Below are 14,601 nucleotides of genomic sequence, written 5' to 3'. Positions count from 1 at the left end.
GGCCGCGACAATTCCGGTTGATCTGAACCGCCACATTATTGATATGAAGCGCCAGTCGAAAGCGGCCTCCAAACGTGCGGATCCTTCCTGCCGCGCCCGTATCGCCATCTTGCTGCCGCCGCGCCTGTTTGCCGGCTACGTGTTTCTCACGCAGGAAATGCTGCTGATTGCCGGCACCATGCGCGCGCGCAGCGTGGACGTGATGGGGAGCCGGCTGTTTGATATCGATCTGCTGTCGGTCGATGGCGCTGACGTCGCCAGCTTTGGCGAGAGGCCGGTCGCTGCCACGGCGGCGTTGGACAACACCGCTTACGACGTGGTGATCGTGCCGGCCCAGTTTGCGCCGCAGGTGGCGCTGGACGATGACGAGATGCGCCTGGCCGCGTGGCTGCGCGCGCGCTACGACGCGGGCGCATTGGTGGTGGGCCTGAATGCCGCGCCGCTGTTTGCTAAAGCGGGGTTGCTCGATCGTCGCCGCGCAACGGGCCTCGCCAGCGAGCGCGCCTGGTTCGCCCGGCACTTCCCTGACGTGCAGTACACGCCTGACCAACCCCTGGTGGTGGATGGTCGCCTTATCACGGTCAGCGGCATCAATCCGGCCGTGGACGCCTGCGCCTACGTGATCGACCACTGTCGCGGTGCCGGTGCGTCGCGCGGGATGCTGCGCACGGCACTTACGCAATCGCTGCCGTCGTATGAGCACATGGCCGTGTGGACCGCGCAGTTCAAGCGTCACGGCGATGCGGCGGTACTGGCTATCCAGGAGATCGTGGAACGGGAGCTGGCCGCGCCGCCCGCGTTGGCAGAACTGGCTGTCCGGGCGGCGATGAGCGAGCGGACGCTCACGCGCCGTTTTGCCGCCGCCACGGGCAGCAACCTGAGGCGTTATGTGGCGGCCTTGCGGCTAGAACTGGCGGCGTTCTTGTTGCGCACCGGCATGCAGCCGCTCGATCACATTGCCGACGAGTGCGGCTTCGGCAGCGTCAGCGCACTGAGCCGGGCATTTGCCACGGGCCATGGCGCCAGCCCGCTGCGCTACCGGGCACAGCACCGCACCCGCTGAACATCGCCTGGACGCATCAAGGTCGAAACAGGTCGAAGCCCGCTAGCAGGACGACGCCTGCCACCGCCGTGACCGGAAGCGAATGTTGGCCGAAGTACAGCAATGCCGCGGCCAGCCAACTGGCCGCAAAAAACGCACTCATGCGGTTCATGATCACACCTGTCTGTCTTGGGGCGGGGCGACGCAGCCTGCACATCAAGCGTGCTGGTAGCGGTACTCCTGCGTCTTGCCGCCATAGCCATAGGCTGCAGCGCGAACGTCCTGCACGTAGATGTAGCTCTCTTCATGCAGGTTGCCGAGCAATTCTGCAAAGGCCTCGAACGCCTCGGCGATGTACTGCGCCTTCTCCGCCTTGGTGTTGGTTTCGTCCGTCACCTTGATGTCGAAATAGACGCTGTTCTTGCCCTGCGCTGCCAGCGTCTGCCCGCCGACGATCCAGTCCGCCGGGTCGACGTAGTCGATGGCGATGGCCGTCACCTTCGGGTCTTTGCCAAGAATGCGGGACGTGAGTTCCAGCAGCGTAGCGGCAATCTTCTGCGTCATCTGCGCAGAACGCTGGGCACTGACTTTGACGTTGAGGATCGGCATGATAGCTTCCTTTTGTAGTTAGCAATGCAACTAAATGGACGAAAAAAACGCTCATGTCAGGGTGGAGCGCACACCTCGGATTTTTGTGACCGTATCGGCGAACTCGGTACTGCCCAGCACCCGCTTCAACCTAGCGGTGACGGCGCCGCTGGCCTGGTTCAACGCGGCGCCGATCTTCTCGGCCGCCGGCGTTGGAAAAATGGCGGTCTCGCGACCATCGGCTTCAGTCTTGCGGCGTTCGATCAAGCCTTTGGCTTCGAGGCCGTCGAGCGCGCGCGTGGCCGTGGGACGTGTAACGGACATCGCTTCCGACAATTCGCTCTGCAGCATGCCTGGGCGCTCGACAATCGCCCTCAGCATGAAGCCTTGCGGAGGTGTCAGGTCGAAAGGCGCGAAGGCCTCGGCCCAGACCCGGTCGAGCTTGCGGGCCAGCGCGGTGGTGTTGAAGTAGAGGCAGTGGTCGAACATGATGACGTGATGGTAGGTCACTATGATTAGACATGCAACTTGTTTTTTGCCGTGGATGGAGCAAGCCGGTGTGGCGGGAGGCGAAGCAAAGACTGCAGGTCCCGATGCTGCGTTACTGCAGATTGCCCCAGCGGGGTACGGCAGGCTCTGCGTTGGCCCATTGCCAGGCGCCGCCGTTCAGACATGCGTAGATGGTGTAGCCGGGAGCGGCCTTGGAGGTGGTCTCCTGGACGGTGAGAATGGCCTCGCGGCAAGTGGCCAGCGGTGTTGTCAACGTACGCACCAGCACTATCGTGCCGTGTGCCTTGGTGATGCCCATCAGGCGCTCCAACGACCAACGGAGTGATGGCGTGCTGTCGTTGAGCCGGCCTATGGCGGTGGCCAGGGCATCCTGTTCGCTTGCCGCCCACTGTCGGGTCACGTACTTGATGGAGGCGTCGGTCGCGGCATTGACGGAAACGGCCACGCCATAGGCGACGGCCGGGTTGGCTGTGACCGTGCCGGTGGCCACGCCCGCAGCCGCACCGGTCAGCGGCCCGACTGACGAGCACCCGGCACAGAGGCTGGCACAGAAGGCAAGCAGACGCCACGTGCCGCTCATTGCAGCGAGCCCCATCGTGCCGTGGCGGGCTCCGCGGTCGCCCATTTCCAGCGCGTGCCGTCATGGCAGATCGTGGCGATGAAGAAGTCCACCCGGGCCGCGTCGCCGTCCACGGTGAAGAGGATCTCCTTGCAGTTGACGAGCGGCCCGTTGATCGAGCGTGTGACCACGACCCGCCCGCGTTCATCCGGCTCTAGGGGCATGCCGTGCTTGATCTGCCAGGTGCCCACGACGTTGTCGTGCAACGTACCGGCCACCTCGGCGATCTGGTCCTGTGTTTCGGTATGGACGACGCGTTGGCTGCGCTGCAGCGCCGCGCGGGCGCCAGCCTGCACGCCCAGGCCGATGCCGGTGGCAACGGCTGCGTTGTCCGTCACCTTGGCGGCCAGCGCCGCACCGCCGACACCCGCCGCCGCCGTGGTGCCCTCGGACATCAGCGAACTACAGCCGCTGAATACCGGCACGCTCAGGACAAGGACCCATCCCAGCATCGGCAAAGGTGCAAATCGAGGTAGGCACATGGGCGGACTTCCGAATCTGCAACGCGTCTGATTCTACGGGATGCCGCGGCCGGCAAATGCAGACAGGGTGCCGGTTTCCCACCATTGTTTTCATTCGGCGCGGTCGCCGCCGGAGCGCCGAGCGGCAGTCCGTGGCCTGTATCCGGCCGCCAGTTGTGATGGCCGGCGGCGCGACACGCAGGGCGTTGACCTCGCTGGGCTCGGCTTCCCAGCGCCTCCAGTCGCGGTCGATGTCGGGGCTCGGTGCAGGGTGGGGGCGCAGCGATGTTCCGTGCGCGTCTTTTCCAGGCGCGACGGCGCGAACCATGGGCATTAGGCGCGCGCCACCTCGCCGCACATCTGTCGGCGATACCGCTGCGGCGAGAAGCCGATCTGCTTGCGGAACATGGCGATGAACGCCGATGGCGTGCCGTAGCCGAGTGCCAGTGCGATGTCCTGGATCGAGCAATCCTCTTTCAGCCACACCAGTGCGCGCAGCAGGCGAACGCGATTGCGCCACTGTACGAAGCTCATGCCAAGCTCGTGCTGGAACCGCCGTGCGAGCGTGCGTTCGGTGCTGTGGACGCGCTCCGCCCAGGTTTTGAGCGGAGTATTGTCGGCGGGGAACAGGCGGATCGCCTGCAGGATGGGTTCTAGTTGACGGTCCTTGCTGTCGGGCAGGTAGCTGTCGGTATGGCCGGCGCGGCCCAGCATCTCGACCAGCAGCTCGAACTGGCGCAGATCCCAATCGTCGGTCATGACGCTGATGCGGCGTGCCTGGAAGTCCTCTAACAGGGCGCGGACCAGCGGTGTCTGCTGGATCAGGCAGGCCATTGGCGGCAGCCGGCGCGCAAGCGGCTCCGCGACATAGACCGAGAGGAAGTCCGTCGCCTGCCGGATCGATGCAGAATGCGGCTGGTTGGCCGGGACCCAGATCAGGTATTCGGCCGGCGCCGTCAGCCGGCGCGTCTCGACCACCACCTCCATCAGCCCGAGCGCGATGCGGTTGAGCTGTCCCCACGGGTGGGTGTGCGGCTCGATGTCGGTCTCGGGCTGGAAGTGATCGTAGCGAAAGTAGAACGGTGCGCCCTTGGGCACGCGCAGATCGGCCTCGCGATAGGCGGTGTGCACGTTGTCGCCTTTGATGTGTCAGGTTGTCTGGATTGCGTTATCTGTTTTGAACCGGACATTACTACACTGCACGTTTTCGTTGCGTGTCGCGTTTGAAGGAGGCGGGCGTGCCTGTGCTGTATCCCTTGCTGGCGGTGGTGATCTGGGCCGCCAACACCATCGTCTCGAAGGCTGCGGCTGGCGTGGTGGATCCGGCAGCCATTTCGCTGTATCGCTGGGTGTTGGCGGCGATCGTGCTCACGCCGTTCTGTGCGCGGCCGCTTTGGCGGGAGCGCCTTGCCGTGCTGGCGCAGTGGCGTCGCTTCGGGGTGCTGGCGCTGCTGGGCATGGTGCTGTACCAATGCCTGGCGTATTACGCAGCGCACAGCACCAGCGCCACCAACATGGGCGTGATCGGTGCGTTGATCCCGATGCTCGGACTGATCCTGAATGGGGTCGTCTTTCGCCAGCCGGTCGGGGTGCAGGCGGTGGCAGGCGTGGTCGTGTCGCTGCTCGGCGTGCTGTATCTGCTCGGGCGCGGACACCCGGCCAATCTCTTCGAAGGCGGCGTCAACCATGGCGACGTGCTCGTGCTGATCGGCGCGACGGCCTATGCGCTGTACAACATCCTGTATCGACGCTGGGCGTTGCCGTTCGGGCAATGGCTCAACCTGTATGTGCAGGTGCTGGTCGCCGTTGTCATGCTTGTGCCGCTGGCCTTGACCGCCCACAGTCTTTCCATTCCAGCCAAGGGCGTCGGTCTGGTGGTGTTTGCGGGCATTGCCTCGTCGATCGTGGCGTCGTACCTGTGGATGCAGGGCCTCAAGCGCATCGGCAGCGAGCGCACGGCGGTATTGATGAATCTGATGCCTGTCTTCACTGCAGGCCTGGCAGCGCTCATGCTCGGAGAGACCGTGCATGGCTATCACTGGGTTGGCGGCGGGCTTGTGCTGCTTGGCGTGAGCCTGGCGCAAGGTATCGTGCGGGTGCCGATCGGCCGTTCGGGATTACGCGCCCGTTAGTTTTTTTCGGCCGCGCAGCGTGGTGGTTGGCGTTAAAATCGAACGCTCGGCGGGCGCGCGCGATGCGCCCGTCCCGTGTTCCAGAACCAACTTCGCCAGACCATGAAACGGGGCGCCGCAGCCGTAACCGTCGATGATGTTGCCGCGCAGGCGGGCGTGTCCATCAAGACCGTCTCGCGCGTGTTGAATCACGAGCCGAACATCAGCGAAAAGACGCGCGCCAAGGTGGTCGAGGCGATGCAGGCGCTCGACTACCGGCCCAACCCCGCCGCCCGCCGCCTGGCGAGCAAGCGCGCCGACATCATCGCGCTGGTCTACGACAACCCCTCTGACAACTACATCGTCAATATTCAGCACGGCGCACTGGAAGCGTGCCAGGCGCTCGACTACAGCCTGCTGCTCACGCCTTGCCATTACCGCGATCCGCACCTTGCTGAGCAGATCATCCAGAGCGCGCGCCAGCGTGCCTTGGCCGGCATCATCCTTACGCCGCCTGTGTCGGACGTGCCGTCATTGATTCACGCGTTGGATGAGGCCGGCATCGACTACGTGCGTCTTGCGCCCGCGGATCGGGAGCACAAGGGCTTGTCGGTCAACACAGAAGACCGCGCTGCCGCGCGCGACATGACGTTGCATCTGATCGGTCTGGGCCACCGCCGCATCGGCTTTGTGGTCTGCGACCCCGACCACGGCGCGGCGTACCAGCGCGTGTTCGGCTATCGCGATGCCATGGCGCAGGCCGGTATCGACGTCGATGAACACCTGGTGGAGCAGGGCGAGCACTCCTTCGAGTCAGGCGTGGCGTGCGCCGAACGATTGCTCTCCCGCGAACCGCGCCCGACCGCCATCTTTGCCGGCAACGACGACATGGCCGCTGGCGTACTGCGCGTAGCGCAGGCGCGTGGCATCAAGGTGCCGGAAGAACTCTCGATCTGCGGCTACGACGACACACCACTTTCGCGCCAGCTCTGGCCTGCGCTGACCACGGTGCGCCAGCCGATCCAGGCCATGGCGCATGCAGCGGTCGAGCAGCTGGTGGCGATTCATCGTCCGCATCTGCCGGGACTGAAGCCCCACTCGGTGCACGAGAATCTGCAATATGAACTCGTGATCCGGGATTCGACTTGCCCGCCGGCACGTTGAACACGGATAGCGGTTAGGCCGCCGCCAGCGTAAAAGGTGTCCGTCGATAATGAGCGGGGAAAACGTCAACCCGACTGCGGTGGGGTAGTGGGTCGAATGGATAGCAATCAACTTATCGCGTGGCACGTATCGCATAGCAGATGGGCATTGATTCTTGTGCTTTCGCACAAAGGCCTTCAAAATCGCCTATTGTTGGCTAGGCAGGCTTCTGGAGTGTTGCGGAAATATCAGAAAATTATGCCACTGCTACCGCAGCTGTCCTGTCGGCGGCTCTGCCATGAAATTGCCGTTTTTTCTGTCGATGATGTGACGCCCGAAAGGGACATTCGCAGCCTGCGACGTGGCTCCGCCGAGGTGGGAAGTGGGATAACGCGCCCCATGTGACTCCCATTGCATTTAAACAAACATAACGATGTCTGAGAACGGAAGGAAGTGATGAGGAACGATAGTCCAGTAATGCATGAAGAAGAAATCCTGTCGGATTTCGATTTGAAGGGACTATTGCTGCGTTGCTGGGAACTTCGGCGCAAGGTCGCTGTATTCGCCGTTTTTTTCAGTGTGGCCTGTTTTGCGCTATTTTTCTGGGCTGGTCGCCAGTACTCCAGTGAAGGGTTCATGCGCGCGCCGCGTAAATTTGCAGAATATAACGCACAGAAGGCGGCATTCTGGGATCGCGAGACGTTGCGCCGTTACCTCGACCAGAATAAGAAGCTTGATGATCCGAATGGCCGCTATTTGCTCGGGGCGCTGAGCGAGCGGTTCATACAGAAACACCTGCAAGCTGTGCTGCCGCTGTCAAAGGATGACCTGCGATACATCACAGATGCTAAAGGTGTGTTGGAATCCGTCGGCATCTTGGGGTTCTCGATCACTTTCAAGAGTCAGTCCGCAGACGACGCTCAGGCCCGGGTCCAGATGATGGGTGATTACATCAAGGACACCATGCTCAGCGAGGATCTCATGGATACGATTTACACCAAGGAGAGTGAGACCAAGGCAAAGAAGCAGCAGATCGATAATCAGATTATCCAGAAGCGGCTGGCGTTGACGCAGGCTGCCGCCAGGTTGGAAGCGGCAAGATCCATCGCGGGCAAATACCCGGAGGCGTCCAAGATGGAGGCGCGCCAATTGCTTTCGACTGGCAACGACAAGGATTCGTCGCGCTATCTCTCCCCTGTTGTTCAACTGGTTGGGACAGAGACCGAGATCGCGGACCTGAAATCGCAACTCACTCTGCTCGAGCGGGATGCTGCACAGAACGCGCTGCGCAATGACTTCTACGAGCGGATCGAGCAACGAAGCCGCCAAGTCATGACGGGGGGCGCGTTGCTGACCGAGTTCACGAAGATCGGCGAGGACGTGTTCAAGGGTAAGAACCTGCAGGACGATCAGACGCGTGAGGTTTACAACCAGATCATGCTGGTCGGCGAGCAGATGCGAACCAAGCATGTCACGGAAGCTCGGTTCGTTTCCGGTCCGACCTTGCCCGAGTATCGTTCTGGACCGAGCGGGCTGGTCTTGTCGGTGCTGTCGTTGATCCTCGGCGTTTCGCTGGCATGCGTGCTGGCACTGCTGCTCGATAAGGTAGTCGACGTGCGAGCTTCGACCAAGGGCAACACGTTCAAGGAAGAACTCGGGGCCGAAGACAACGTCAGGCCGGTTCGTGCCGCCTGATTTCTCGGCGAGTAAAAAAGCCCGGCGTGATGTGGCCGGGCCTTCCTGCCTGGAGTCCTAGCCCCGGCTCTTGAGCAGCGCATACAAGTCATCCTGCGGGTCGTACCCAATCAAGCGGCGGCCCGTCTCCAGCCCCCAATCCATCCCGGTGTTGTTCGACACGCCGTTCACGACGATGGCGGGTGCGGGCCAGCTCGCCGGATCGGCCGTGATGGCGCTCAGGAACAACCGACGCAGATCCTCGTTCGACAGCCACATGTTGCGGAACCAGCGCAGCGCGATGTGGCTGGCTTCATCGGGCAGCTCGCCGGGCACCGGTGTGTCGGCCGTACCCGAGTGGTTGATGTCGTTCGGGTCATTCTCGTCGGGCAAGGCCCAGCCGATGCGCAGCGAGACGATCGACAGCCTGCCGTTCGACACTTGCGCCACCGCCTGGCACAGCCGTTCCCCCATCGCCTTGGACGTGCCATAGGCGAGCGAGTGGACCTCTTCGATGCCGTTGTGCCAGCGCGTACCCGGCGCCGGGTCCAGTTCTGCGACCAGCTTGCCGGGGCCGATGGTGCCTGCCAGCGGTTGATCCTTGTATGCGCCCATCGCGTGGTTGGACGAGGCGAACACTAAGCGCCGCACGCCACGCGTAGCAGCAGCCTCCAAGACGTTGAGCGTCATGCCGTACGAGGCCAGCGCCTGTTCCCACGTCGCGTCCGGCGTGGAATGGATCGCGGCGAGGTGGATGACGGCGTCCACGCTGTCCAGCAGTTCGGTCCATGCGCCGTTCGCCTGCGTGAGGTCGGCGACGACCCACTGAAAGCGCGCTTCAGCCTGCGGGGAGAACGCGACGTTCTGCGGGACCCAGTCCACGCCAATGATGGACGCGCACCACGAGGTCGAGGCCAGCGCCTCGACGACCTTGCGGCCCAGGTTGCCGGCCACGCCGGTCACAAGCACGCGAGCAGGGGTTTGGTAATCAGCCACGATGTCGGATTCCGTTCGGGATGAGGGAAAAAGGGGGCGACCGGCGGCCGGCGCAGCGCGCGCCGCCGTATCGCTTTCTGTGAGGGGAGGGAGGCTTGCGCCCCGAGAACGGTTTGCCTGGGGAGGCAGACGCGGTCAGCCGCGATTGGAGCCGGACAGCACGTCGATCCAGACCGCCAGCACGAGCACCACGCCCTTGACGATCATCTGCCACGAGGCGTCGACGTTCATTTGCTGCATGCCGTTGTCGAGGCTGGCCATCACAAGCGCACCGATCAGTGCGCCGTACACGGTGCCCGAGCCGCCGCGCATCGACGTGCCGCCGATAAAGCAGGCGGAGATGGCGTCAAGCTCGCCGCCCACGCCGGCCGAAGGCGAACCTGCCGCAGATCGCGCCGTGGTGATGATCCCCGCGAATGCGCACATCAGGCCCATCAACACGAACACGAGCAGCTTGACGCGGCCAACGTTCACGCCCGAGAGGCGCGTCGCTTCCATGTTGCCGCCCACTGCGTAGACGTGGCGGCCGAACACGGTCTGTGTGGCGATGTACGAGAACACAGCCAGCAGCACCAGCAGGATCAGCACCGGCAGCGGCACGCCGTTGGCGTCATTGAGCACCGCGACGAAGCCCAACGACGCCGCCGCGATCGCAAGCAGCTTGAGTCCGTCAGCCCAGATTGGCGTGAGCGCCAGTTGCAGGCGCGCCCGTTCGCGACGGCGGCTTACGGTCAGCACAACGGACATGGCCACGATGAACGCGGCCAGCGACCACGCCAGCCACGCGGGGACGAAGCTCTGGGCGATGTTGACGAGATCGTCGGGCACCGGAGCGATGGTCACGCTGTCGGTGCTCCACTGCAGCAGCCCGCGGAAGGCCAGCATGCCGCCCAGGCCCACGATGAACGACGGTACGCGCAGCTTGGTCGTGATGTAGCCGTTGACCACGCCGATGGCCGCGCCAGCCACGAGCACCGTGCCGACCGCCAGCCATGTGTTCCATCCGAGATTGACCGTGAGGATGGCAACCAGGCCGCCGAGCAGGCCCAGCAATGACCCCACCGAGAGGTCGATTTCACCTGCGATGATGACGAACACCATGCCGCAGGCCAGCATGCCCGTCACCGACATCTGCAGGAACAGGTTGGAGATGCTGTTGGGCTTGAGGAACGTGCCGTGGGTCTGGAAATAGAAGAAGATCCAGATGAGCGCCACGGCCATCAGCAGGGCCAGCACCTTGTAGCGTACAAAGAGTTGCTGGATGGCGCGGCTGTCCAGACGCGGCCCGCCGCTACCGTTGTTGCCGCTCTGGCGGACGAGTTGGGATTGCAGGATATTCGACATGGCAATTCAGGCAGCGCGGAGCTGCGGATCGGCATTGATTGCTGCAGCCAGGATGCGCTCCTGGGTCAGGCCTTGGTTGACGAAGTCGCCACGTAACTGGCCCTCGCCCATGACCAGGACACGATCGCTCATGCCCAGGATTTCCGGCATCTCGGAAGAGACCATGATGATTGCCACACCGCTGGCGGCCAGATCGGCAATCATCTTGTAGATGTCGTACTTCGAGCCCACGTCCACGCCACGCGTGGGTTCGTCGAGGATCAGCACCTTCGGCATCGCCAGCACCATCTTCGTGACGACGGCCTTCTGCTGGTTGCCGCCCGAGAGGCTGGCGATCGACAGCGCCGGGCTGGCGGTCTTGATGCGCAGGCGCTTGATCTCGCGGTCGACGGTGGTGAGTTCGGCGCCCTTGTCGACGCGCATGCCGCGCGCGTACTGCGCCAGCGTGGCGAGCGTGATGTTCTCGCCCACGCCCATCAGCGGCACGATGCCGTGGCGCTTGCGGTCTTCGGGCACCAGGCAGATGCCGTTGGCGATCGCTTGCGCGGGGGAGCTCACCTTGACGGGCTTGCCTTCGACCTTGATCTCGGCCGTCGAGCGGCCGGGATACGCGCCGAACAGCGCGGACACCATCTCCGTGCGCCCGGCGCCGACCAGCCCGGCAATGCCGAGAATCTCGCCGCGGCGTACGGCGAAACTCACGTCGTCGGCGCGTTTCCGGTTGGGGTTGGTGACGTCCCAGCAGGTGACGTTGCGCGCTTCCATCACGACTTCGCCCACGGTGTGCTCCACCTTGGGAAAGAGCGATGTCATCTCGCGGCCGACCATCATGGTGATGATGTTGTCGATGGTCATGTCGGCGGCGGGATGCGTGCCGATGTGCTTGCCGTCGCGGATGACCGTGATCGTGTCGCACACGCGCTTCACTTCATCGAGCTTGTGCGAGATATAGACGCAGGCCACGCCGCTGCGCTTGAGGTCTTCGATGATGGACAGCAACACCTCGATTTCCTTGGCGCTCAACGACGAGGTCGGCTCGTCGAGGATCAGCAGGCGCGCGTTCTTGGCGAGCGCCTTGGCGATCTCGAACAACTGCTGGTGGCCGCTGCCGTAGTTCATCACGGGCGCAGCCACGTTCACGTCGGTCAGGCGCAGGCGGGCGAGCAGTTCTTCGGCCTTGGCGTGCATGGCGTCATAGTCCATGCGGCCCCCCGGCTTGGTGATCTCGTTGCCGAGGAAGATGTTTTCCGTGACGGAGAGCTGCTGCACCAGCATCAGTTCCTGGTGAATGATGACGATGCCGGCGCGCTCGCTGTCGCGCACCGAGTGCGCGCGCAGCGGTTCACCTTCCCACAGGATGTCGCCTTCGAAGGTGCCGTAGGGATAGACCCCCGACAGCACCTTCATGAGGGTCGATTTCCCGGCGCCGTTCTCCCCGCACAGACCGACGCATTCGCCTGGCTTGACTGCCAGGCTGACGCCGTCGAGCGCGCGCACACCGGAGAACGACTTCACGATGTTGCGCATCTCGAACAGGGTGCCGTTACTGCTCATGGCTGCCTCCTACGACTGAACCGAACCGCCTTACTTGCCGAAAATCTGCTGATGCGTGTAGAAGCCGTCCTTGATGACGGTATCCAGGTTGTCCTTCGTCAGCAGCGTCGGCGTCAGCAGGATGGTGTCGACATCCTTCTTGCCATTGTTGATCTTGGTGTTGAACTTCGGCTGCGTGCCCTTGACCAGATCCACGGCCATTTCGGCTGCGGTCGAGGCGATCACCTTGATCGGCTTGTATACCGTCATGGCCTGCGTGCCTTCCGCCACGCGGCGCACACCGGCCAGGTCGGCGTCCTGACCCGAGACCGGCACCTTGCCCGCCAGCTTCTGGCCCGCAAGCGCCTGGATCGCGCCGCCCGCCGTGCCGTCGTTGGAGGCGACGATGCCCTGGATGTTGTTGTTGTTCGCGGTCAGCGCGTTTTCAACAATGCTCTGCGCCTTGGACGGATCCCACTCCGGCGTCCATTGCTGCCCGACGATCTTGATGTCGCCCTTGTCGACCAGCGGCTTGAGCACCTTCATCTGGCCGTCGCGCAGGATGCGGGCATTGTTGTCGGTCGACGCGCCACCCAGCAGGAAATAATTGCCCTTGGGCGCCAGCTTGACCACGCCCTGGGCTTGCATTTCACCGACCTTCTCGTTGTCGAACGAGACATAACCGTCGATGTCGGCGTTCAGGATCAGGCGGTCGTACGACACCACCTTGATGCCCTTCTTCTTGGCGCTGGCAATGGCGTTACCCAGCACCTTCGAATTGAACGGCACGATCACGAGCACGTCGACGTTCTGCGCGATCAGGTTTTCGATCTGGGCGATCTGCTTGGCTTCGTTGGCGTTGGCCGACTGCACGTTGACGGTCGCGCCCAGCTTCTTCGCCGATTCAACAAAGTAATCGCGGTCGTGCGTCCAGCGCTCGACACGCAGGTCGTCGATCGAGAAGCCGATGACCGGTGCCTGCTTGCTGGCATGGGCCGACGTGGCGGCGAAGGTCAGGACCGCCGCGGCGGCCAGGGTGTTCAGTACGCGGGAAATCATCAGAGGTCTCCTGTGGTGCGTAAGTGAGTTCTTAGAACGTGATGCCCGTTTTGAGGCCGATCACGAAGGCATTCTTGTTCTGCGTGGTGCCACCCGGATGCAGGATGTACTGCAGATTAGGACGGAAGTACACAGACGGCACGGGAGAGTAGCTGTAGTAGAGCTCGCTCACATATTCGTAACCGTCACCCACCACGGTGTTTGCGCCGGTTCGGGCGTTGGTCTGGCGCACGAAATCGGCAAAGCGGCCGTTATTGTGCGTCGCACCCACGGCAAAGCCGATGGTGTCGGACAGGCGATCGAACGGTCCCTTGTACTGCACGCCCACCGACAATTGATGATCGGTCTGCGCGGTGTCACGATCGGCCTGCGAGAAGTTCAGGAACACCGTTGCGCCACGCCCGCCGGCCGTGCCGGTGACCTGCTGCTGCAGGTTCAGGTAGACGCCGTACTGGCCGCTGTGCTGACGCGCGTCCAGGCCGGTGATGCCGCGTGGGTTGCCGTTGACGTCTTCGTACAGGTCCTTGCCGTTGGAGGTGTTGTACCAGACCCCCACGCGATACGTGCCCGGACGCCCTTCAATGTTGGGCATCCAGCCGAATTCCAGCGGGATCAGCGCGCCGGTGGTGCCGCCCGGGTTGTTCAGCTTCCAGCCGTTGTGGCGGGCCCACTCGTCATCCACGTAGTTCGGGTTGACCTGATACACGCCGACCTGCGCGTAGGTTTCCGCCGACGTGTGCAACTTGGCGCGGGCGCCCCATTGGCTCGTCGGCCAGTTCACCCAGTAGTTGCCCACCAGGTTGCCCGGCTGCGAGCCGCAGAAGGTCAGGTTCTGGAAGTCGCACGAGAACGAGAAGAAGTCTTCGCCCACCGTCACGCGGCCGGCCTTGATTTCCAGGCGGTCGTCGAGCAGCTTCTGGTTCAGCCAGAACTGCGTCAGGTGCCACGTCTGGCCGCGGCCATAGACTTCCTGGATCAGCATGTTGTTGCCGATGTTCGCATCGGAGCCGAGGTTGCGGCCGTTGCGGTCGGTAACGGTTGCCTGGAACGTGCCACCCTTCCAGCCCCAGAGCTTCTGCAGGTCCAGCGCCGCGCCCATTACCCACTGATCGGTATAGCGCGTGAGGTGCTCGGTGCCGCCGCTGAAGTTGTGTGCCACTTCGCTGCCATAGCCGAGGTTGAACGTCACGCCCTGCTCCGCCAGTCGGGTGCGCAGGCCGCCCCAGTCGCCAAGCAGGTACGGGCTGGTGGTGACGTCATACGCATGTGCACTGGCCGCACCAAGGGCGAGCACTGCCGCAGCGATGGCGGAAGCACCAAAGCGCTTGCCGCGGGATTGACGACGTGCGGCCGGTTGGCGCGCGGGCTTCGACACGGTATCGAAGCGGGGTTCAAGCTCCATGAACTGTCTCCTGATATTGGACCCGTCTGCCATGCATGACAGCGGTGTCGGCGTTCTTCTCTGAATAGCGTGGCGAGCCGACGGACGCAAGAATGGCCACAATTGACAGCGCTGTCAAT

General features: G+C 63.3%; 15 protein-coding genes. 4 read left to right on the top strand and 11 right to left on the bottom strand.

Annotated elements, in window-relative coordinates:
- Positions 1–43 precede the first annotated feature (43 nt).
- A complete protein-coding gene (locus tag R2N03_RS09120; RefSeq protein ID WP_316657299.1) occupies positions 44–1,063 on the top strand; it encodes a GlxA family transcriptional regulator in 1,020 nt (339 codons plus the stop codon).
- Positions 1,064–1,079: 16 nt separating this feature from the next.
- Here R2N03_RS09120 and R2N03_RS09115 read toward each other — a convergent pair whose 3' ends face one another.
- From R2N03_RS09115 to R2N03_RS09090, 6 genes are all read right to left on the bottom strand, one after another.
- Complete coding sequence (locus R2N03_RS09115) at positions 1,080–1,214, bottom strand: hypothetical protein (RefSeq protein ID WP_041668694.1); 135 nt, start codon at positions 1,212–1,214, stop codon at positions 1,080–1,082.
- Between the two features lie 44 nt (positions 1,215–1,258).
- Positions 1,259–1,651: a tautomerase family protein gene (locus tag R2N03_RS09110; RefSeq protein ID WP_012430883.1), complete on the bottom strand. Its 393-nt coding sequence runs from the start codon at positions 1,649–1,651 to the stop codon at positions 1,259–1,261.
- Positions 1,652–1,702: 51 nt separating this feature from the next.
- Positions 1,703–2,119, bottom strand: coding sequence for a MarR family winged helix-turn-helix transcriptional regulator (locus tag R2N03_RS09105; protein ID WP_012430882.1), 417 nt, complete (start codon positions 2,117–2,119; stop codon positions 1,703–1,705).
- A gap of 112 nt (positions 2,120–2,231) precedes the next feature.
- On the bottom strand, positions 2,232–2,735 hold the full coding sequence (locus R2N03_RS09100) for a hypothetical protein (protein ID WP_316657298.1): 504 nt from the start codon (positions 2,733–2,735) through the stop codon (positions 2,232–2,234).
- Positions 2,717–3,211: a hypothetical protein gene (locus tag R2N03_RS09095; protein ID WP_316657297.1), complete on the bottom strand. Its 495-nt coding sequence runs from the start codon at positions 3,209–3,211 to the stop codon at positions 2,717–2,719. The genes R2N03_RS09100 and R2N03_RS09095 overlap by 19 nt, the downstream gene beginning before the upstream one ends.
- 342 nt (positions 3,212–3,553) lie before the next feature.
- Positions 3,554–4,351, bottom strand: coding sequence for an AraC family transcriptional regulator (locus R2N03_RS09090; RefSeq protein ID WP_316657296.1), 798 nt, complete (start codon positions 4,349–4,351; stop codon positions 3,554–3,556).
- Positions 4,352–4,458: 107 nt separating this feature from the next.
- On the opposite strand from R2N03_RS09090, the gene R2N03_RS09085 reads away from it, so the two are divergent.
- From R2N03_RS09085 to R2N03_RS09075, 3 genes are all read left to right on the top strand, one after another.
- Entirely contained in the window at positions 4,459–5,352 is an 894-nt protein-coding gene (locus R2N03_RS09085) for a DMT family transporter (protein ID WP_012430878.1), read from the top strand.
- Between the two features lie 102 nt (positions 5,353–5,454).
- Positions 5,455–6,495, top strand: coding sequence for a LacI family DNA-binding transcriptional regulator (locus tag R2N03_RS09080; protein ID WP_316657295.1), 1,041 nt, complete (start codon positions 5,455–5,457; stop codon positions 6,493–6,495).
- A 456-nt stretch (positions 6,496–6,951) separates the two neighbouring features.
- Positions 6,952–8,169: a hypothetical protein gene (locus tag R2N03_RS09075; protein WP_012430876.1), complete on the top strand. Its 1,218-nt coding sequence runs from the start codon at positions 6,952–6,954 to the stop codon at positions 8,167–8,169.
- A gap of 57 nt (positions 8,170–8,226) precedes the next feature.
- On the opposite strand, the gene R2N03_RS09070 is transcribed toward R2N03_RS09075, so the two are convergent.
- The 5 genes from R2N03_RS09070 to R2N03_RS09050 form a co-directional block, all read right to left on the bottom strand.
- Positions 8,227–9,144, bottom strand: a complete 918-nt coding sequence (locus R2N03_RS09070; protein ID WP_316657294.1) for an NAD-dependent epimerase/dehydratase family protein — start codon at positions 9,142–9,144, stop codon at positions 8,227–8,229.
- Positions 9,145–9,279: 135 nt separating this feature from the next.
- Complete coding sequence (locus R2N03_RS09065; protein ID WP_012430874.1) at positions 9,280–10,488, bottom strand: ABC transporter permease subunit; 1,209 nt, start codon at positions 10,486–10,488, stop codon at positions 9,280–9,282.
- A 6-nt stretch (positions 10,489–10,494) separates the two neighbouring features.
- Positions 10,495–12,042 carry a xylose ABC transporter ATP-binding protein gene (locus R2N03_RS09060; RefSeq protein WP_316657293.1) on the bottom strand — a complete coding sequence of 516 codons (1,548 nt, stop codon included), beginning with the start codon at positions 12,040–12,042 and terminating at the stop codon, positions 10,495–10,497.
- A 30-nt stretch (positions 12,043–12,072) separates the two neighbouring features.
- Positions 12,073–13,080 (bottom strand): D-xylose ABC transporter substrate-binding protein, encoded by a 1,008-nt coding sequence (gene xylF / locus R2N03_RS09055; RefSeq protein WP_012430872.1) that lies wholly within the window; start codon positions 13,078–13,080, stop codon positions 12,073–12,075.
- Positions 13,081–13,111: 31 nt separating this feature from the next.
- Positions 13,112–14,482, bottom strand: a complete 1,371-nt coding sequence (locus tag R2N03_RS09050) for a carbohydrate porin (RefSeq protein ID WP_012430871.1) — start codon at positions 14,480–14,482, stop codon at positions 13,112–13,114.
- Positions 14,483–14,601: the final 119 nt, after the last annotated feature.

Source organism: Ralstonia condita (assembly GCF_958405655.1).
GTDB lineage: Bacteria > Pseudomonadota > Gammaproteobacteria > Burkholderiales > Burkholderiaceae > Ralstonia > Ralstonia condita.
The sequence above is the reverse complement of the archived record's forward strand: the minus strand, read 5'-3'. Positions and strand labels throughout refer to the sequence as shown.

What these genes read in the sequence shown, in the direction of transcription:
- R2N03_RS09120 (WP_316657299.1), top strand. Translation starts at nt 44, where the DNA reads ATGAAGCGCCAGTCGAAAGCGGCCTCCAAACGTGCGGATCCTTCCTGC.
- R2N03_RS09115 (WP_041668694.1), bottom strand. Translation starts at nt 1,214, where the DNA reads ATGAACCGCATGAGTGCGTTTTTTGCGGCCAGTTGGCTGGCCGCGGCA.
- R2N03_RS09110 (WP_012430883.1), bottom strand. Translation starts at nt 1,651, where the DNA reads ATGCCGATCCTCAACGTCAAAGTCAGTGCCCAGCGTTCTGCGCAGATG.
- R2N03_RS09105 (WP_012430882.1), bottom strand. Translation starts at nt 2,119, where the DNA reads ATGTTCGACCACTGCCTCTACTTCAACACCACCGCGCTGGCCCGCAAG.
- R2N03_RS09100 (WP_316657298.1), bottom strand. Translation starts at nt 2,735, where the DNA reads ATGGGGCTCGCTGCAATGAGCGGCACGTGGCGTCTGCTTGCCTTCTGT.
- R2N03_RS09095 (WP_316657297.1), bottom strand. Translation starts at nt 3,211, where the DNA reads ATGCTGGGATGGGTCCTTGTCCTGAGCGTGCCGGTATTCAGCGGCTGT.
- R2N03_RS09080 (WP_316657295.1), top strand. Translation starts at nt 5,455, where the DNA reads ATGAAACGGGGCGCCGCAGCCGTAACCGTCGATGATGTTGCCGCGCAG.
- R2N03_RS09075 (WP_012430876.1), top strand. Translation starts at nt 6,952, where the DNA reads ATGCATGAAGAAGAAATCCTGTCGGATTTCGATTTGAAGGGACTATTG.
- R2N03_RS09065 (WP_012430874.1), bottom strand. Translation starts at nt 10,488, where the DNA reads ATGTCGAATATCCTGCAATCCCAACTCGTCCGCCAGAGCGGCAACAAC.
- R2N03_RS09060 (WP_316657293.1), bottom strand. Translation starts at nt 12,042, where the DNA reads ATGAGCAGTAACGGCACCCTGTTCGAGATGCGCAACATCGTGAAGTCG.
- xylF (WP_012430872.1), bottom strand. Translation starts at nt 13,080, where the DNA reads ATGATTTCCCGCGTACTGAACACCCTGGCCGCCGCGGCGGTCCTGACC.
- R2N03_RS09050 (WP_012430871.1), bottom strand. Translation starts at nt 14,482, where the DNA reads ATGGAGCTTGAACCCCGCTTCGATACCGTGTCGAAGCCCGCGCGCCAA.